This window comes from Streptomyces sp. NBC_00203, from assembly GCF_045206325.1.
Taxonomy (GTDB): Bacteria; Actinomycetota; Actinomycetes; order Streptomycetales; family Streptomycetaceae; genus Streptomyces; species Streptomyces lutosisoli.
In genome coordinates, this window is record NZ_CP108126.1 from 4,153,753 (window position 1) to 4,172,715 (window position 18,963).

The 18,963-nt window shown below is 69.3% G+C and carries 18 protein-coding genes; 5 read left to right on the forward strand and 13 right to left on the reverse strand.

The window, feature by feature from the left end:
• Positions 1–33: 33 nt before the first annotated feature.
• Entirely contained in the window at positions 34–183 is a 150-nt protein-coding gene (locus tag OG975_RS18755; protein WP_406336330.1) for a hypothetical protein, read from the forward strand.
• On the opposite strand, the gene OG975_RS18760 is transcribed toward OG975_RS18755, so the two are convergent.
• The 10 genes from OG975_RS18760 to OG975_RS18805 form a co-directional block, all read right to left on the reverse strand.
• Complete coding sequence (locus OG975_RS18760; protein ID WP_406330421.1) at positions 137–826, reverse strand: hypothetical protein; 690 nt, start codon at positions 824–826, stop codon at positions 137–139. The two genes, OG975_RS18755 and OG975_RS18760, sit on opposite strands and share 47 nt — an antisense overlap.
• A 19-nt stretch (positions 827–845) precedes the next feature.
• Positions 846–1,469, reverse strand: a complete 624-nt coding sequence (locus tag OG975_RS18765) for a hypothetical protein (RefSeq protein ID WP_406330422.1) — start codon at positions 1,467–1,469, stop codon at positions 846–848.
• 91 nt (positions 1,470–1,560) lie between these two features.
• Positions 1,561–2,907: a putative T7SS-secreted protein gene (locus tag OG975_RS18770; protein WP_406330423.1), complete on the reverse strand. Its 1,347-nt coding sequence runs from the start codon at positions 2,905–2,907 to the stop codon at positions 1,561–1,563.
• The gene (locus tag OG975_RS18775) at positions 2,904–3,227 is read right to left on the reverse strand and encodes a hypothetical protein (RefSeq protein ID WP_406330424.1); all 324 of its coding nucleotides are present in this window, start codon (positions 3,225–3,227) and stop codon (positions 2,904–2,906) included. The genes OG975_RS18770 and OG975_RS18775 overlap by 4 nt, the downstream gene beginning before the upstream one ends.
• A 128-nt stretch (positions 3,228–3,355) precedes the next feature.
• Positions 3,356–4,399: a hypothetical protein gene (locus tag OG975_RS18780; RefSeq protein WP_406330425.1), complete on the reverse strand. Its 1,044-nt coding sequence runs from the start codon at positions 4,397–4,399 to the stop codon at positions 3,356–3,358.
• A complete protein-coding gene (locus OG975_RS18785) occupies positions 4,387–5,043 on the reverse strand; it encodes a hypothetical protein (protein WP_406330426.1) in 657 nt (218 codons plus the stop codon). Before OG975_RS18785 ends, OG975_RS18780 begins: the two co-directional genes overlap by 13 nt.
• 241 nt (positions 5,044–5,284) lie before the next feature.
• Positions 5,285–6,571 carry an acyltransferase gene (locus tag OG975_RS18790; protein WP_406330427.1) on the reverse strand — a complete coding sequence of 429 codons (1,287 nt, stop codon included), beginning with the start codon at positions 6,569–6,571 and terminating at the stop codon, positions 5,285–5,287.
• Complete coding sequence (locus OG975_RS18795; protein ID WP_406330428.1) at positions 6,568–8,805, reverse strand: glycosyltransferase; 2,238 nt, start codon at positions 8,803–8,805, stop codon at positions 6,568–6,570. The genes OG975_RS18790 and OG975_RS18795 overlap by 4 nt, the downstream gene beginning before the upstream one ends.
• A complete protein-coding gene (locus OG975_RS18800) occupies positions 8,805–9,794 on the reverse strand; it encodes a hypothetical protein (RefSeq protein WP_406330429.1) in 990 nt (329 codons plus the stop codon). The genes OG975_RS18795 and OG975_RS18800 overlap by 1 nt, the downstream gene beginning before the upstream one ends.
• Positions 9,795–10,346: 552 nt before the next feature.
• A complete protein-coding gene (locus tag OG975_RS18805; protein ID WP_406330430.1) occupies positions 10,347–11,411 on the reverse strand; it encodes a LysR family transcriptional regulator in 1,065 nt (354 codons plus the stop codon).
• 83 nt (positions 11,412–11,494) lie between these two features.
• Between OG975_RS18805 and OG975_RS18810 the strand changes: the two genes are divergently transcribed.
• Complete coding sequence (locus OG975_RS18810; RefSeq protein ID WP_406330431.1) at positions 11,495–12,865, forward strand: MFS transporter; 1,371 nt, start codon at positions 11,495–11,497, stop codon at positions 12,863–12,865.
• 240 nt (positions 12,866–13,105) lie between these two features.
• Positions 13,106–13,381 (forward strand): hypothetical protein, encoded by a 276-nt coding sequence (locus tag OG975_RS18815; RefSeq protein WP_406330432.1) that lies wholly within the window; start codon positions 13,106–13,108, stop codon positions 13,379–13,381.
• Between the two features lie 51 nt (positions 13,382–13,432).
• Here the strand turns inward: OG975_RS18815 and OG975_RS18820 are convergent, their stop codons facing one another.
• From OG975_RS18820 to OG975_RS18830, 3 genes are read right to left on the reverse strand one after another with little or no spacing between them, the layout of a single operon-like run.
• Positions 13,433–14,242: an ABC transporter permease gene (locus tag OG975_RS18820; RefSeq protein WP_406330433.1), complete on the reverse strand. Its 810-nt coding sequence runs from the start codon at positions 14,240–14,242 to the stop codon at positions 13,433–13,435.
• Complete coding sequence (locus OG975_RS18825) at positions 14,239–15,867, reverse strand: ABC transporter permease subunit (protein ID WP_406330434.1); 1,629 nt, start codon at positions 15,865–15,867, stop codon at positions 14,239–14,241. Before OG975_RS18825 ends, OG975_RS18820 begins: the two co-directional genes overlap by 4 nt.
• Positions 15,864–16,814 (reverse strand): ABC transporter ATP-binding protein, encoded by a 951-nt coding sequence (locus tag OG975_RS18830; protein ID WP_406330435.1) that lies wholly within the window; start codon positions 16,812–16,814, stop codon positions 15,864–15,866. Before OG975_RS18830 ends, OG975_RS18825 begins: the two co-directional genes overlap by 4 nt.
• Positions 16,815–16,941: 127 nt before the next feature.
• Between OG975_RS18830 and OG975_RS18835 the strand changes: the two genes are divergently transcribed.
• A complete protein-coding gene (locus tag OG975_RS18835) occupies positions 16,942–18,180 on the forward strand; it encodes a sensor histidine kinase (protein ID WP_406336332.1) in 1,239 nt (412 codons plus the stop codon).
• A 25-nt stretch (positions 18,181–18,205) separates the two neighbouring features.
• Positions 18,206–18,898 carry a response regulator transcription factor gene (locus OG975_RS18840; protein WP_406330436.1) on the forward strand — a complete coding sequence of 231 codons (693 nt, stop codon included), beginning with the start codon at positions 18,206–18,208 and terminating at the stop codon, positions 18,896–18,898.
• The last annotated feature ends 65 nt before the right edge of the window (positions 18,899–18,963 follow it).

Sequence of the window (18,963 nt, forward strand, 5' to 3'; positions counted from 1 at the left end):
ACCTACAGCGGCGACAGTTCGAACTGTGTCTACATGGCCGCCGCTCCCGACGGAACCATCCGCCTTCGTGAGAGCGAGGAGCCGAACGCCGTTCTGACGACCACACCAGGCCGGATGCGGGAACTGATACGGAGTCTCAAGACGCCACGCTCGCTTCCGGTTCCAACGGGTTCTCGAAGCTGACCAGTTCCGCAATCTGTCGGAGGATCGTGCGGTACTGCTCGCGACGAGCCCCGGCCGTTGTGCTCAGGGCGAGAACGACCAGGCGCTTGCAGTCCGGATGTGGCAGATGGGCGTGGATCTGGAGAAGCGGCATCTGAGGGAGACCTCTGTCTGCCTGGGGAATGAGTACCGTCTCGCTGACGGTGGCCGGGCCACAGGGAAGTTCGAGGTACTCGATTCGAGTGTGGCCTGCGGCTGAAGTCACGGCGCGGGCGGCGGTAACGGCGCGTGGGGCCAATGCCGTGTCGCGCCAGGAAAGGGTGAAGAGGGCGAGCAGGGGCTGACCGCTTGTGTTGCCAGCGTCGTCGATGTCGTCACGGTGCAGGCCGATTGAGCAATGGACGGTGCCGATCTCGCACAGGGCACCCAGCAATTGCCTCCCCTGTGCCATTTGGGCAATGAACTGCTGGCGCGCCTTCTCGTCGGGCGCCGCATCGAGGAACGGCGCGAGTACGGCCCGAAGATTGTCGGCGGCCGGAGAGCCGGGCGGGGTCAGCAGGGCGTCGAGGGGGATGGGGGTGAAGCCTTCCGGTTCTGCGAACCAGATGTCTGCGTCCGGGTCCCTGGCTGAGTCGGTGACAACGAAGTGGGGGGCCGTGGTCATGGGGTCCTGTCCGGTGCGGTCAGTACGGGTGCGGTTGCGAGGGCGCCGAGTCGGGAACGTGGGCTCCAGCGCGGCGGGCGCGCTCAAGGGCGGCGGGGCTCGCGTTCCAGGCGGTCGGTTCGATACCCCGGCGGCCTGTGGCCGTGCGCTGGTAGAGGAGGTGCAGCCGCCTGGGGGCGCTGCCACGGCGGCCGGTGGCGGCGACGACGGCGATGAAGCGGGGGTCGCCGGCGAACCAGAGCGGCTCGATCTGTGCTTTCAGCTCCGGTTTGGTGCGGGCAGTGCCGAAGCGCCGCATCCACCAGAAGGTGCGCATGTTCGCGAGGAACAGCAGGGGGATTTGCTCCTCGGGCTTCTCCGGGTTGGAGAACTCGAACCACATCTCGTCCTCCTGGACCTGGGGGTGCTTGTTCCGGCCGCGGGGGATGTCGGTGAGGAGCTGCCAGGGGTATTGCCAGAGGACACGCTGGATGTAGACGGAGGAACGGAGGTACGGGAGCTGGAGTACGGCGCGGAAGGCTGAATAGAGGAGCACCGGAACGAAGAGGAAGGTGTAACCAGGAGTCAGGAACGAAACCAGTAGACCCAGCGAGCCGATCCAGACGGCGATCCAGCCCACCAGCCGCACGACGATCGTGATCATGTGCTGGATCCAGGCCCACCGAGTCGGAGGATGGTCCCAAGCGGTGGGGTAGTCACTGGGGTGCATGCTGCGAGCTCTCTCTGTTCGGGATTCAGAAGACGTGACGGGCGACATCAAAAAGTCCTCCAACGTCAAGGCCAAGCCGTGCTCCATCAATGCCTGCCACGGAGCCGTCCTTGATCCCGTCGTCGTCGGTGTCGACGGCGGTCATGACCAAGCCGAAGCCCGCGGTGGCCACGCCTACCGAAGCTGAGGTGACCTCGACCGCTCTGGTGACCTGGGCTGCTCGAGCACCTCTAATCGCGAAACCAAGCACGGCGTTGTCCAGGTCTGAGATGGACTTCGCATGCTCCATGGTGCTACTTCCGAATCGAGCCAATCGCTGACCCATCGTGACGGCCTCCCCCGCCTCGCCACTAACTCGCAGGGCAGCGGAAGCCCCCTTCCAAGCCGCACCGAGACCGGGCAACGTGCCGAGGACATCACCCCCCACGGTGACGAAATTGCTCCAGAAGTCCGTGTCGAGCTCGCCTTTGGTGAAGCCGTCCTTCAGCGACGCCCACACTGTGGGGTCTCGAGCAATCCGCAAGGCCAACGACGTCGCGCTCAACGCGGCAGCGGCAAGCAGCAGTACGGCGGCTGCCGTGCCGCCCGACACGACGAACAGGGCCACAAGCCCGATGACGGCCGCCACAGTGCTGAGGATGTCCGGAAGGTTCTCGTCGAGCCAGTCAAGCGCCGAGTCGAACCAGCCCGGCTCGTGTGGCACCAGCTTCTTCGTGGCGTCGCGAATCTTGCCTGCCCGGTGCCGGGCTTGCTGTTCGTGTTCGTCCGCGAGCTTTCGGGCCTTGCCCCGGATCTTCTCCAGGGCGTCCTCGGCGTCGTCCACCGCCGTGTTCGCCTTGGTCAGGACCTTCTGCGCCTCGTCGTGCTTGGCGCCCTTCTTGTTCTTGTCCAGGTCGGGGCTGGCGCCCGCCGTGCCGGCATGGCCCTTCGCCCGGTCCACGGCGGCCTGCGCTTCCTTCGCGTCGTCTTCGAGTCGCTTCGCCCGGCGCTGGAAGTCGTCGAGTTCGCCTTCCCAGCGGTCGAGTTGCTTGGCTGCCTTGCGGATGGAGTGCGCGGCGTTCTTCAAGTTCAGGGGCAGTGGGCCGCCGTCGAGTTGCTCGCGGAAGGCAACCGCCGCGTCGCCCTCCCAGTAGCTGCCGTCCATAAGCGTGGTGACAAGGCCATGCGTCTCTTCGAGAACCTTCGCGCAGCCTGAGAGTTTCTTGCGTAAGCCGCTTACGGTCTCGGTGCTCCCCGGGACCGGGTTGAAGCCGAGGTGTGGGTAGCTGGGGTTCGGGATGTGCGGGGCCGACTTGAGGCCTTGTGGTTTGTTGCGGTCAGTTCGGGACTGCGGGTCGAGGGCCGCTCCTGAAGCGCCGGGCGGGTACGTCACTTCGAGGCCCCGCTCTTGCCCTTGCCGGCCCTGGACTTCTGCAGGGCCTCCTCCAGCGCCTTGTCCACCTCGCGGTAGCTGTCCCGGCTCTTTCCGATGATCTTGGCGAGATCTTCGGTCTGCTCACCGATCTGGTCGGTGCCGTACTTCCAGTCGTCCTGGAAGTCCTCGCAGGCGGTGTCGAGGTCATCGGTACCCAGGCCCGTGACAGTCGCGTCTTCCAGCGCCTTGCGCAGCCCCTTCAGCGAGTCGGTCGACTTCCTGAGCAGCTTCATGAAGTGCGCGAGCTCGTCGCCGTCCACGACCAGCCGTTCCGCCATGTTCCCCGTCCCCTCTCCCGGTGCACCTGCACCATGGAGAGGAACGACGTCGGCGATCTTTCGTGGCGTCCGGTGGGGTGCTCCCCTCTTTAGGGGGAGCACTTACCGGACACGGATCGTGGCCACGGTCAGCGGTTGACGGACTGAATCTCCTGGACGACGACGTCCTGGGTGGCCCCGAACGTGCCCTCCGGCAGGTTCTGCGCCTCGGTCACACCAGTGCCCGTCCAGTGGATCTTCCAGGTGATGGTCGCCCTGAGCTTGTACGAGCCATCGCCCGAGGAGCGCAGGTACTTCACACCACAGGGCGGGGTCTCGTCCGACTTGCCCTTGGCGTACGCCTCGCCGATCTGGCCGTTGTTGAACTCGCAGACACCGGATGCCGGGTACGTCGTGGCGTCGTCCGTGCCCGGCTCGATCTTCAGGGAGACCGGTTCCGCCGTGGTCGTGGCCTGGACGTCGAGCAGGGGCACCCGTGCGGTGACGGACACCGGCTTGAACTTCGCCGTGTCCAGCCAGGCCCACGTCGGGAGGTTCACCTTCGTGGTGCCCGCGGGGGCCAGTTCCACCTTCGTCGAGGGGACGCGTATCTCGGCGTAAGCAAGTTGGGCCAGCATCTTGGGCGTGATCGCCTCCGGGATGTCCGCCGGCGGGGCGTCGCCCGTGTCCACCCAGAAGATGTCCTTGGTGCAGTCGAGCGCCCCAGGATCACCTTCGCGGCCCTTGGTGACGTACGAGTCCCACCAATAGCCCTTGCCGGCCTTGTCCTTGTTGAAGTCCTTGTACGGGTCGCCGTCCACGTACTTCTTACGCTGCTCCAAGTCCCACTGCGGGCCAGTCGACCCGGCCTCCCAGATGGGCTCCAGGTACTTCTGCAGCTGGGCCGGTGTGTACTTGGGGGCGTAGTAACAGGCTGGTGGCGTCCAGGTGGTCGTAGAGGTCACCGGGCCCGCTGACTCGCCGGAACCGTTCTTGGAAAGGTCGAAGACGACGGCACCGGCCGTGGCCGAGAGCGTTCCGTCGTCAGTCGCATTGCCTGAAGGGCTGGTTGTGTCGGACCCCTGGCCGTCGCCAGGCCCGTACGCCACAGCCGTACTCGGAAACACTGCGGTGCACGCAGCGACGACCGCTCCCACCGCGATGGTGCGCCCTCGCCTTCCTAGCCGGCGCATGTCTTGTCTCCCCGCTTCGAAATCAGGTTGGTGGCTTGCCACACGCCCTGCGCGTTCTTCTCAAGACGCGTGTTGTACAGCACGTACGGGCTCTCATCCGAAGGCGTCTTGTCGACCTTGTTGGTCTTCCGGTTCTTGTTGAACCCCTTGCTCTCGTCAGCGCAATAGACAACAGACGCCGACTTCGCGCCGGACAGCGTGACTTGAGGGCTGTAGTAGCGAGTGGTGCCGGTGAAGGAGAGATTGGCGTCCACGTAGGCCTGCACCCACTGCACCGCACCGCTGAGGGCCTTGTCCCGGTAATAGAACGCAAGCCCGGGGGCTCCGGTGTCGCCACTCAGGATTGCGGCGTTCGTAGCATCGATGCGACTGGCCGTGTCCGTCAGGATCTCGTCCTTGGCCTTGTCGCCGGTCTGCCAGCTCTCGTACTTGTCCTTGACGTCGGACGGCAGGTTGACCTTGGGCCGGTCGGCGACGGCCGTCGCGCTCGCGCTAGGCGATGCCGACGTCGTCTCGCCCGTATCAGCCCCAGCAATCTTGTCGTTCCCCTTCGACCCACCGCCTCCCCCACCACACCCAGTCAGAAGCAGCGCAGCAGCCGCACCGACGGCGGCTGTAGTAAGCAGGCGGGGACGGCGGTTCACGGCAGGCTCCTGTGCGGCGTGGGGTTCGGGAGGGCAGCAATACGCTATCGGGGGCCCGTGTGACGACACCAGAGCGAATGACGCCAAGAGGCGAGGCAAGTCGGGCATAGCCGTACAGAGCGTGCCCAAATCGAGGTCTACGACCTTCGATTGAGTGATGTTGGAGGGTGGGATGCGTCACCGTGTTGGCCACCGCAAAGGCCGATGACGTCCCACCGATGACGCCCCACCTCGGACTTGCTCAGCCACTCCCCCGGTGAGCCCCCGCCCCTACCCGCCCATCACGAGCACGCCCGCGGCCCTGTGTCTTGCTCTTGCCCTTCCCCCGCACCCCGTTGGGCCAAAGCCTCGCCCCCCTCTTCGCCGCGATGTCCTCGATCCATCCAAACGCAACGATCGTCAGCCCGATCAACGGCCACACCAGCAAGAACATCCACACCATGTACGACGAGTCCAGCACCCCCACCGCCCGATCGCTCTGCATGAACGGCAAGTTGTACGCCTGGTCGATGATCGGAACCGTGGCCATGATGAGCATGTTGTGCCAGAGGTAGATCGTGACGGCGCGGTTGTTGGAGAGGGTGACCAGCTTGTCCCAGCGGGCCAGGCGGCCCGGTAGCTCCTGCCAGGACGGGCTGTACTGGAGCAGGATGACGACGAAGCCGAAGGACCAGGTGGCCTGGGCCAGGGGGATGTCGTTCAGGTCCCAGCCGTCGGGGCCCAGGTGGCCCGACGCCCACCACAGGCCGAAGGCCATGAGCAGGGCCGAGGCGGAGACGGCCACGTAGCGGGGGACTTTCGCCAGTGCGCCCTCGTGGTGGGCGAAGCCCAGGACCCAGCAGCCGCCGAAGACCGCGAAGTCCGAGACAGCGTTGCCCGTTTCGCCGGGGATGGCCACCAGGCCGGTGCCGACGACGGCGGTCAGGGCGAGGGGGGCCAGAAGCGTGGCCCACGGCACCCTGCGGAACGCCCACAGCAGCAGCGGGGACGCCACCACGAACCACAGGTACGCGCGCAGGTACCAGAGCGGGCCCGTCGCCTGCACCGCCCAAGTGTCCTCCAGCAGACCCGACTTGGAGCCTATGTGCCAGGGGAAGGGTGGGGCGCCGATCGGGATGACGTAGTTGATCAGGTCGACCACGCCCCAGGTGCCGCCGTGGTCCGGGTCCTTCACCGGATTCCAGCCGCCCGCTAACATCAGCGTCAGCGCCACCACGCTGAACGCCCACAGAGGGGGCAGCAATCGGCGGACGCGGCCCCTGATCACGCCCCACGCCGGGCGGCTCAGCGAGCGTGCCATCAGCGAGCCCGCCAACGCGAACATCACGCCCATGGAGGGGAAGAGGACCGTCAGCCATGCCCAGCCGAACAGGTGGTACACGACCACTCGGACCAGGGCTATCGAGCGGAGGAGGTCCAGGTAGCGGTCACGGCCGCCCGGCGGCTTCCGGCGTGTCGGTGGCAGTGGCGGTGGCGATGTCGGCGTCGGATTCGGTGTCGCCCCCGCCGCGTACTCATGCGTCGTCATCCCACCGGCCTCCGGTCCCTACCGCCGCTTTCCGCCCGCTGTCGTGGGATCGAGCCCGGCGCCTCCACCACTCCCGTGCGCCGCAGCTTCTGCCAGCGCAGGCGGCCTCCGGTGAGGGCGGTGATCCAGGATTGGAGCAGAACCACGTACATCAACTGCCTGTAGAGAATTTGTTGGAGGGGGAGGGATATCAGGTGTGTCATACGTTCTCTGTCCAGGCGGAAGGCGTACGCCGCGCACGCCGCCTGGATGGCCAGCACGCCCAGCCAGGCGACGATCGTCTTCTGTGTCGGGCCGAAGACCACTCCGTAGAGGAGGAATACGTCGATCAGCGGGGCCAGTAGCGGGGCCAGGACCATGAACAGCGACACCAGGGGCAGGCCCACTCGGCCGAAGCGGCCCGACGGGCCGCGCTCGACCAGCGCGCGCCGGTGCTTCCAGATCGCCTGCATCGTGCCGTACGACCAGCGGTAGCGCTGCGACCAGAGTTGCTGGACCGTCTCCGGGGCTTCCGTCCAGGCTCGCGCCTTCTCGGCGTAGACGACACGCCAGCCGTCGCGGTGCATGGCCATCGTGATGTCCGTGTCCTCGGCGAGCGTGTCGTCGCTCATGCCGCCGACGCGTTCCAGAGCGGAGCGCCGGAAAGCTCCGACCGCGCCCGGGATCGTCGGCATGCAGCGCAGGATGTCGTACATACGGCGGTCGAGGTTGAAGCCCATCACGTACTCGATGTGCTGCCAGGCGCCGATGAGGGAGTCGCGGTTGCCGACCTTCGCGTTGCCCGCGACCGCGCCGACCGACGGGTCGGCGAAGGGCTGGACCAGCTCTCGTACCGTCGCCGGTTCGAAGACGGTGTCGCCGTCCATCATCACGATGATGTCGTAACGGGCGTTCGCCAGGCCCCGGTTGAGGGCCGAAGGCTTGCCCGCGTTGTGCTGGCGTACGACGCGTACGTTCGGCAGGCGCAGGTCTTCGACGATGCGGGCCGTGCCGTCGCTCGAACCGTCGTCGATGACGATGACCTCGACGGGGTGTTCGCTCGCCATCAAGGAGCGGACGGTGTTCTCGATGCACTTCGCCTCGTTGTACGCGGGGACCAGCACCGACACCGGTTCGGTGATCGGGGCCGGGCCCCAGCGGAAGTCCGGCTTGCGCACCCGGCGGGCGTGTGCGGCGGAGAGCAGGAGCATCAGGCCGAAGCGGGTGAAGACGAGGACGCCGGTCACCGCGATGCCCACGACCAGGGCTTCGGTGATCCCGTCCGAGGCCTGCACCAGGTAGATCCAGGCCTTGCCCTTCCACAGGTTGAGGCCAGTGACCTCGGTGTGGGCGCTGGGCGCGTGGAGCGCCTCGGTGAGGTTCTGGAACTCGTAGCCCTGGCGCTGGAGTTGGGGCACGAACGTGTCGAGTGCCTGCACCGTCTGGTGGCGGTCGCCGCCGGAGTCGTGCATCAGGACGATCGAGCCCTTGCCGCCGTGCGGGGTGGCGCGGCGAATGATCTCGTCGACTCCCGGCTTCTGCCAGTCCTCGCTGTCGGTGTTGTTGACGACGGTGATGTAGCCGCGCGTGCCGATGTACTCCGTCACAGGCCAGGACTTGTTGTCCATGGCGTCCGCGAAGGACGAGTACGGAGGGCGGAAGAGGGACGTACGGATGCCGGCCGCGCCCGCGAGCGCCAACTGGCTCTGGGAAAGCTCCCAGTCGATGCGCTTCTTGGACTGGTAGGAGAGATCGGGGTGATTGAAGGTGTGCAGGCCGACCTCATGGCCCTCCGCCACCATGCGGTGCACCAGCTCCGGGTAGCGCGAGGCCATGGTGCCGGTGACGAAGAAGACGGCGTGGGCGTGGTGCTCGCGCAGTACGTCGAGCACCTTCGGCGTCCACTGGGGGTCCGGGCCGTCGTCGAAGGTGAGGACCAGGCGGTGGTCGGGCACGTTCAGGCTGGTCGTGCGGCCGCTGCGGGTGTCGATGACCGGGCCGCCCTCAAGGATCTTCTCCGGCACCTTGTCGGTGGCCGCCTCGGGCTGGATGCGGTGGTCGGCGAGGATCTCGCTGTGTACGTAGCCGCGCAGCATCAGCATCGCCATCAGCGCGACGAGGATGAGCGAGGGCAGCAGGAAGCGCATGGGCAGGCGGCGGCGCCGGGCGGCATGGGGGACCTCGCGCCGCGTCCTCCGCGCGGGTGCGGGTGCGGGTACGGGTACCGGTCCGTGACGGCTGGTGCGGGATGCCATCAGAGAATGCTCTCCGGGTACGAGGAGGAAGAGCCCGAGGTGGCAGAGCCCGCGGAAGACGAGCCCGAGGAAGAGGCGTCTGAGGAAGCGGACGAGGAGCTGGTGGTGATCGGCTGCTCGGGTTCCAGCGAGGCCTGCTCGACCTGCGATGCCGCGCCGTCCGCGAGGGTTCCGGAGCCGGACCCGCCCGTGACCGGGCTCCCCGAGGGGTCGGCCGTGGTGGCACCGCTGCCGGACGGGCTGGGGTCCGGCGGGTTGACCACCGGGTCGGTCGGGTCGGGGTCCGGGGCCGGGTCCTTGGTGGTGCTGGTGCCCGGGTTCGGCTTGGTCGTGGCGGACGCCGAGGGGTCGGGGTCCGTGGACTTGCCCGGGGTGGCGGCACCGCCCGAGGCGCCCGGCGTCGTACTCGCGCCCGGCGACCGCGTCGTACCGTCCCCGCCCGTCGCGCTCGCACCCGGCGAGGCGCTGCCCGTGCCGGACGGGGACACCGACTCGGCGGGGAGCGGCGACGAGTCGACCCTGCCGGCCGGCTGATCGTCCTGCTGGCCCGGCACCGGAAGCCAGGGCGCGTTGGAGTTGCCCGACAGCAGCGTGGCGACGATGACGACGGCGTAGACCGCGCAGGCGATGCCTACGAGGATGCCGAATCGCCGGAATCTACGGCTGCGACGGCCCGACTCGTCGACGAACACCGGTCCGTCCGAGCCGCCCTCCTGGACCCGCGGGGCACCCTTGGCCTGTTGGACCAGCCGATCATCCAACTGACGGCCTGTACCGTCGAGTTGGACCGTCACCTCGTTCGGATCGTGGGTGTGGCCGGGGTCGTCCGAGCGCTCCCAGGAAGGCTGTTCGCCCAGGTGGCCGCGGTGCGGGCGCGCCGCGCCGGAGGCATCGTTCGCTCGGGAGGCCGGGTTCGCGCCGGAGGCCGAGGCCGTACCGTAACCCCGGCTCGCGCCGGAAGCCCGGCCCAGAACGGAAGCCTGGCCCAAGCCGGAAAACGGGTCCGCGCCGGAAACGGGCCTCGATAGCAGCTCGGGCTCCGACTCGGATTCCGGCTCCGGCTCCGGCGCCAGCTCCAACTCCTGGTGCGGGTCACGCTCGGGACCACGCCCGGAGCTCCGCCCGGCCTGAGGCCAGGACTCCGTTCTACGGCCGGCCTCCGGCCAGACGACGACGCCCGGCTCGTCAACTCCCCGTCGCGACGGCCCTCGCGACGGCCCTTCAGATCCTCGCCGGGACTCTTCAGTCCCCCGCGGTAACTCTTCGGATCCTCTCAGGGACTCCTCAGGTGACGGATCGGCTCCACGCCCACCCTGCTGATCAATTTCTTGTTGATCCAGTTGGGCGTCTTTCCGCCAATGTTTCACGCGCACGCACATCCCCCCACGGGACAGTTCACGGGTGCGCGACGACTCCGGGCACTTCTCAATTGCCGTCCAGACCGGGCCCCCACCCGATCCGAGCGCCCCCCTTTATCACGTTTATCACGCTGCGCCCGGACGACGAATGTAGCGCAGGTGAAGGACACGTGTACTCGAGTGTTAGTTGTGACTCACCATGACGAGTGAATCGGTGGCCGGAATCCACCCCTCCTCAGGGCGCCGCAACCACCCTTCCTCGTCCGCGAGTTCGGCTGCGGCTCGTCGAAGGGCATCGATCCCTGGGTGCACCAGTCCCTTCCGCCACACCAGTGACACCGGTGACAGGGGAACGGGGTCGACAAGGGGCCTCAACACGGCTTCAGGCATGGCCGGAAAGTCCACCACGGCGAGGACGGGGTTCCGTTTCTTGGCCATGATCCGCCGGAACTCCTCGGGACCGACGGCCACCGGCGCGGGCGGCGCGAGCGCGATGCCCCGGCCCTCGAAAAGGCGACGCGCCAGGTCGGTCCACTCCAGTGTGCTGGGGTTTCCCGCACCCGCGTACACGGTCTCGCCGGCGAGTGCGGCCAACGGCACCGCGTCCAGGGCCGCGAGGTGATGGTCCTCGGGCAGGACGACGGCCATCGGCTCGTACCGTACGGGCTGGTGCTCCAGCCTGGCCCGCACCACCGGGTCCAGCCCCGCGAACCGCCCGAACGACGCGTCCAGCCGTCCGGCTAGCAACTCCCCCGCTGCGCCGGTGAGTCCGCTCTCGAAGCGGGCCATCAGCTCGCTGCCGGGGGCGAGTTCGCGGGCGCGCTCCAGCACGCGACTGGAGATGAGCCCCGGGGAGTTGACGTCGACGAGCAGGGGCCGCTGTTCGCTCGGGCCTCGCGCGAACGCGGCCAGCAGCGTGTCCTGCGCCTCCAGCACACTCCGCGCGTACGGCAACAGCCGCTCGCCGTCCGCCGTCAGTGCCACCTGCCGGGTGGTCCGCACGAACAGCTCCGCCCCCAGCTCCCGTTCGAGCCGCCGGATGTCCCGGCTCAGGGCCTGCTGAGCGACGTACAGCCGGGCGGCGGCACGCGTGAAGTGCAACTCGTCGGCGACGGCGAGGAAGGCGCGCAGGAGGCGGGGGTCGATGTGACCGCCAAGACCACCACCGAGGCGACCTTCGAGGTGGCCTTCGAGATGGCCTTCGAGGCGACTGTCACGGTGGCCTTCGAGACGCTGTTGACCAGGCATTGCGCGAATCTACAACCCAGGTGCGTCAATCACCACGGAGTAAGTGTTGGACCGCCCGCCCCGCCCGCCGCGAGGCTTGATCCATGCCGCAACAGCCCTCCGAGCAGGGACAATCCCCCCTGCCCTTCCTCACCGTCACCGGCGACACCCTGGTGGCCACCGCCTTCCGCCCGCACGACCGCGAAGCGAGCACCCGCCGCAACCCGAGCCACCACAGCCCGCGCCGCCACCGCACCCCGTACCACCGTCTCTTCGCCCACCCCGGCGCCCGCGCCTTCACCCTCGGCAACCTCATCGCACGACTCCCCATGGGCATGTTCAGCGTGAGCGCGGTCATCATGATCGCCGGTTCGCGGGGCTCGTACGCGCTCGCCGGTGCCGTCACGGCGACCGGTCTGGCGGCGACCGCGGTTGTCGCCCCCTGGACCGCGCGTCTCGTCGACCGGTACGGGCAGGCCCGTGTGGCCGTGCCCGCCACGGCGTTCGCCCTGCTCGGCGACATCGCGCTGGTGCTGTGCGTGCACTACGGAGCGCCCGACTGGACGCTCTTCGCCGCGTACGCCGCCACGGCCACGACGCCGAACATGGGTGGCATGTCACGCGCCCGCTGGGCCCACCTCTTCAAGGGTGACCCGGCGGCGATCCACACCGCGAACTCCTTCGAACAGGCCGCGGACGAACTGTGTTTCATGCTGGGCCCGGTGTTCGCGGCCTTCCTGTGCGGAGCCTTCTTCCCGGAGGCGGGCACGCTGGTCGGGGACGTCCTGATGATGACCGGCGTACTGATCTTCGCCGCCCAGCGCTCCACGGAACCCCCACCCCAGCAACGTACGGAGAAATCGGAGCAGTCAGAGAAGTCCAAGTCCCCCGTCCAGGCAGCCGGAATGCCCCCTCTCCTCCTCGGATTCCTCGCCATGGGCGCGGTGTTCGGCTCGATGGAGGTCGTCACGCTCGCGTTCGCCGACGCGCAGGGGCACAAGTCGGCCGCGGGCGCCGTCCTCGCCCTCCAGGCGGCGGGCTCGTGCATCGCGGGTCTGCTGTACGGCGCCCTGAAGCCGGCCGGTCCCGCCGAACGGCGATACCCGCTGTGCGTCGCCGCCATGACGGTGCTGATGACCCTGCCGCTCCTCACGGCCTCCCTGACGGGCTCCCTCCTGGCCCTCGCGGGAGCCCTGCTCGTCGCCGGGATGGCCACCGCCCCGACCATGGTCACCGGCATGACACTGGTCCAACACCGCACCCCCGAGGGCCGGTTGAACGAGGGCATGACCCTCGCGGTGACCGGCCTCCTCGGCGGGATTGCCTGCGGCTCGGCGACCGGCGGATGGGTGGTGGAGCACCTGTCGACGACGGCGGGGTACGGGGTTCCGGTCGCGGCGGCGGCACTCGCGCTGACGATCTCCGCGGCGGGCGCGGCGCGGCGGGCGGTACGGCGCCAGGTCGTACGCCGCTGAGCGCGCATGCCTTGCCCAGGGAACGTTCTTCATCAGGAAACGTCCCTCATCACCACGCACGCCGCTCCAGCCCACGCCCCTTCACAGGTAAGTCCCACATCATGCGCACGTGAAGGTCATCAGCCCATCCTCGCTGCCCCTCCGAAGAACGTTGCCCCTGGGCCTTGAGGGGCTCCTCGCCTTCGGCCTGTACCTCGGCCCGGGCACCGCCGATTGGTACCTGGAGTGCTGAGGCGACGCATGGCCGTGCTGGTGCCGGAGGCGGTGTTCGCGTTCTTCGTCGCCGTCTGCCTCCTCGCGTCGAACCGGGACGCGTACTGCTCGTTCGACGCCCAGCACCAGCAGACCGCGGCGGCATGCGTACTGCTGGCCACCCTCGTGGCGACGACGACGATGGCTTTCCGCGTCGGCCGGTGGTGGCGCGGCGCCCTCTGGCTGACCGTCACGGCCAGGGTCCTCTTCACCGGCCTGGCCAGCCTGCTCATGCTCGCGGAGCAGGGCGTCAGCCTCTGCTGAACACCAAACGACAGGCCCCAGCTGTACTGAAAACGCCTGGGTCGCGGTCGCTCACACATCGCGCGCCCGCAGCAGCCCCCCGCCGAGGAGGAGCGCCCCGGCAGCCCAGGCGGCGGGGACGCCGAGGCCTTGCCAGGGGCTGAGGGGCAACTCGTCCAGGCCGGTGGTGGCCTGGATGTACAGCCCCGCGGTCATCGGCGCGATCTGCTCCAGATGCCGGTGCCAGTGCGGGTCGCTGACCGCGTTGGCGAGGATCGGAAACAAGTAGAGCAGGCCGAGGACGATCCCGACGGCCATGGCCGCGTCACGGACGGCGGTGGCGATGCCGAGGGCGAGCAGGGCGATCAGCGCCAGGTAGAGGACGGACCCGGTGGCGGCGCGCAGCATCGGCCCGTGGTCCAGGGACAGCGACGGGTATCCGTGCGCCGGTGTGAAGCCGTGGCCGGGCAGGATGAGCCGGCCGACCAGCATGGAAGCGGCCACGGCGACGGCTCCGGTCGCCAGCACCAGGCCGGTGACGACGGCCGCTTTGGCGGCGAGGACGGTGGTCCGGCGCGGCATCGCGGTGAAAGTGGTGCGGATCATGCCGTTGCTGTACTCACCGCTGACGGCCAGCACGGCCACGAGGACCGCGATCGTCTGGCTGAGGTAGATCCCCGCGAGGCTGCTCCTGGCGGGGTCCCCGCCGCAGCCGGCAGCTGTGCACTTGAGGGCCGTGGTCGCCGCCACGGCTACCGCCACGGTCAGCGCGATGACGGCCACCAGCAGCCAGAACGTGCTGCCGGTGGTACGTGCCTTCGTCCACTCCGCGCGCAGCACCGCCCCGGCATGCGCCCGTTCCACCGGCGCGGCCCGCCTCATACGTCCCTCCGGCGCAGCAGGAAGGCGGCCAGGCCCAGGGCGACGGCTGCCCAGGCGCACAGCACCGCGAAGCCCGCCCAGGGCGCCAGCGGGTAGTAGCCGTTCGGGGGTGTGTAGGAGAAGTCGACTTGTGCATACCGCGGATACGGCTGCTGGACGGCGAAGGCGGCGGCCGGGGTGAGCCGCAGCAGCCAGTTCGTGACGCCGGCCGGCAGGAAGGAGACGCCGCCCACCGCGAGGAAGTACGGCAGGACGATCGCCACGATGACGGCGACGACCGCGATCGCGCTGCGCCGCAGCACGGTGCCGATGGCGAGGGCGAGGACCGCGGCGACGGCGAGCAGCGCCGCGGTGCCGGCCACGATGCGCACCAGGGTGAGCGTGGACACCGGGTCGATGGAGACACCGTCGGCGCGCATCTGCCGCTCGCCGATCACGAGGGCGCCGGTGACGGCGACGAGGCCGGCCACGAAGGTGACCGCGCCGATCACGACGGCCTTTGCGGCCAGCACCCGGCCGCGCCGGGGACTCGCGGAGAGCGTGGTGCGGATCAGGCCCCGCCGGTACTCCGAGGTGATGAACACCGTGCCCACGACGACCATCGCGATCAGCCCGGCGAACATGCCGACAAGGGTGTCCGAGAGGGACACGCCGCTGCTCGGTCCGCCGGGAACGGCCGGTGCGATGTCGCCGGAACCGGTCACCGTGAGCGTGCCGCCGCTCTGCCGGAACGCACCTCCTCGTACCGGGTACACGGAGCCGCCGTCGCCGCCCGTCTGGCCGCCGGCCCACACGCCGCCGGGCTTGGCGCCCTGGAGGTCGAGCTTGTCGATGGCGGCGGTGATCTGGGTGGGGCCGGCTGTTCCGGTCTGCGAGGTGACGCTCTGGGAAACCACCTTCGTGTGGACCGGGGAGGCGGCGAACAGCCCGATCTGCGCGGTGGCGGGCAGTCCGGCCAGGGTGACGGCATCGACCTTCGTCCAGTGGGTGCCGTCCGCCGAGTCGTACCCGGTGATCGTGTCACCGGAGCGGGTCAGCCGCAGCCATCGCGGGGATGCCGCGGAGACGTCACCGGCGAGGCCGGGCCGGTCGTGGGTGTAGTCGTACTGCATCCGCACCCCGTGGCTGCCGGTCACCATCATCGCCGCGTACGCGGATCCCGGGGCGGTGCCGTCCTTGATGATGATCCCGGCCTTCCCCCAGGGCTGGAGACCGGGTTTCATGCCCGCCGTCGGGTTCTGCCCCGGGCCGGCGCCGACCGGCGAGCCGCCGTTCTCGGAGTACAGGCCGGTCAGTGACGTCATCCGGACGGTGATGCTGCCGTCCCCGTGCAGCGGCTGGTGCACGAAGTAGAAGGTGTCGGTCACCGCCCCGCCGTCCGGCCCCACCGGGGGGCTGGGGCAGTCCGAGCCGTTGATACTGCAGGAACTGTGCACGAGCAGGGTCAGACCCATGGTCGCCAGGACCGCGACGACCAGGCCGATGGCCCAGCCCCGGACGGTCCTGAACTTGGTCAGCTCGGCGCGCAGCAGCGGCGCGAAGCCACCGCGCCCGGGCCGCAGCTCCGACCGGTACGGCGCGGTGCTGCCCGTGCTGCCGGTGGTGCCCGTGGTGTCCGTGTTCATCGGGTCGCCTCCCTGTCCACCCGGGAAGCGGAGGGGTCGGTGGCGTGGAACTCGACCGCCTTCCTGGTGAGTTCGAGGTACGCCTCCTCCAGCGTGGCCCGGTGTGCGGATACTTCGGCGAACGGCACCGCGCTCGCGGCGAGCACCGCGACGACGCGCTCCGCCGCCAGCCCGGACACGGTGAGTGTGCCGGGCCCGGTGGCGGCCACGTCGGCCCCGGCGTGTTCGAGCACGCCCATCGCCCGCGGGCCCGCGGTGGTGCGCAGCGTGACCCGGTCCCCGGACGCCTCGGCGAGCAGTTCGCGGACGCTCGTGTCGGCGATGACCTTGCCCCGGCCGACCACCACCAGATGGTCCGCGGCGTCCTGGAGCTCGCTCATCAGATGGCTGGAGACCAGCACGGCGCGGCCCTGTGCGGCCAGCGTCCGCAGGAGCCCGCGCATCCACACGATGCCCTCGGGGTCCATGCCGTTGAACGGCTCGTCCAGCATGAGGATGGGCGGGTCACCGAGCAGCGCGGCGGCGATCCCCAGACGCTGCCGCATGCCCAGGGAGTAGCCGCCCGCCTTCCGCCGGATCACCGACCGCAGACCGGCCTGCTCGACCACTTCGTCGACCCGCGCGGCGGTCAGACCCTGGGAGTGCGCCAGCCACAGCAGGTGGTTGCGCGCGGTCCGGCTCGGCTGCAGTGCGGCGGCGTCGAGCAGCGACCCGACGTGGGTCAGCGGGTGCCGCAGTGACTGATAGGGCTGCCCGCTGACCGTCGCGGAGCCCGCGTCTGCCGTGTCCAGGCCGAGGACGACCCGCATGGTGGTGGACTTCCCCGCGCCGTTGGGGCCGACGAACCCGGTGACCTGGCCGGGCAGCACGGTGAAGGACATCCCGTCGAGCGCCTGTGTCGCCCCGAAGTGCTTGCGCAGTCCGGAGATTTCAATGGTTGCTTCCATGCACACAGTTGTCGGGCACCGGACATAACGCGGGCCGAACGCCGGCCGTTATTCCGCTGTTAGGTCCAGCGCGGCATCCTGGAGGCCGGAATCGCGGTGCCTGGCCCCCGGGGAGACGAACGTGAGCATGCAGCCGGCCGCGACCGCCAGGCAGCGGCCCCGGCCATGGTCGCGACGTACCGTGCGGCTGCGGCTGACCGCCCTGTACGGCACCCTGTTCCTGCTGTCCGGCGCCGTGCTGCTGGCCATCTCCGGCGGCCTGTTGGTGGGGAGCTCCACGACGTCCGCCAACGTCAACGCCCCGCCCACGAACGCGGGGAGTCAGACGTCGGATTCGGCGCTGACGCAGGCCCGGTCCCGGATCCGGACGCTGGAGAAACAGCTGGCGGCCGAGCACGAGCAAGCGAATTCCGGCATACCGCAGGCCGTCCTGGAATCGTCGTTGGTCGCGCTCGGTGTCATGGCGGTGGCATCGGTCGCGCTCGGCTGGGGCGTCGCGGGCCGCGTGCTGCGGCCACTGCGCGAGATGACGGCGGCCACTCGGCGGTTCTCGGCCGACAGCCTGCACGAGCGGCTGGGCTTGTCAGGACCCGCCGACGAGGTCAAGGAACTGGCCGACACCATCGACGAGTTGCTGGAGCGGCTGGAGGGCGCCTTCGTCGCGCAGCGCCGGTTTGTCGCCAACGCCTCTCACGAGCTGCGCACCCCACTGGCCACGATTCGTGCCTCGCTGGACGTGGCGGTGGCCAAGCCGGAACCGGTGCCCGCACAGACCACCGCCCTGGCCGGCCGGCTCCATGTCGAACTCGACCGGATCGACGGCCTGCTGGACGGCCTCCTCGCGCTCGCCCGCGCGCAGCACGGCGATCTGCCCGGCCGCACCACGCTGTCGCTCGACGCGGTCGTGTCCGCGACCCTGGCCACGCGAGCCGAGGCCATCACCGCCGCCGGCCTGACCGTGCGTCATACCAGCAGTCCAGGAGGTGCCTGGGTGGAGGGAAGCCAGGAGCTGGTGTGCCGCATGGTCGACAACGTCATGGAGAACGCGATCGTCCACAACGACGAAGGGGGCTGGATCCAGGTCGACACCGGGACACGCGGTCCGCTGGCCTGTCTGACCGTGGAGACCGGAGGGAAGCTTCTCGACCAGGAGCAGGTCCAGCAGTTGATCCAGCCGTTCCGCCGGCTCCGCGCCGACCGGACCGGCTCGGACAACGGAGCGGGTCTCGGCCTGTCCATCGTCGCGGCGGTCGCCGAGGCGCACGGCGGCACCCTGGACCTGACCGCCCGAGCCGGCGGCGGACTGCGCGTCAGCATCGCGCTGCCGCCGGCGCAGCGGATCCCCTCGGTGGGAGACACGGCATGAGGGTCCTGTCAGTGGGAGACCCGACATGAGGGTCCTGGTCGTCGAGGACTCCCGGTCCCTCGCCGATGTCCTCACCGAAGGGCTCCGCGATCAGGGAATGGCCGTGGACACGGCCCGGGACGGGCTGGAGGCCGCGGCCAAGCTCGATCTCAACGCTTATGACGTGGTGGTACTCGACCGCGACCTGCCGGGCATCCACGGCGACACCCTCTGCCGGATGATCACCGAAGGCGACAACCGCATCATGGTCCTCATGCTCACCGCGGCCGGATCGCCCGGGGACCGCGTCAGCGGCCTCGGCCTGGGTGCCGACGACTACCTCGGCAAACCGTTCCACTTCCCCGAGCTGGTCCTGCGCATCCGCGCCCTGGCCCGCCGCCAGCCCGCCGCGCGGGCCCGGATCCTGCGCGCGGCCGGCGTGGAGCTCGATCCGCTGCGCCGCACGGTCACCCGCGACGGGCGCCAACTCGACCTGTCGGTCAAGGAATTCGGGGTGCTGGAGGCACTGCTCCGCGCCACGCCCGCCTTCCTCCGCGCCGAGGACCTGCTGGAGCAGGTCTGGGACGAGCACGCCGACCCGTTCACCAATACCGTCACCGTCACCATCGGCCGCCTGCGACGCAAGCTCGGAGACCCGCCGGTCATCACCACCACACCGGGTGTGGGGTACCGCGTCACCGGGGGGCAGATGAGGGACGACGCGATCGGCGGCGGCTGACAGATCCGCGTCGGCGCCCATGTCGCCCATCCGTCCGACCCGTCGAACCCCCGCCCCAATTCCGA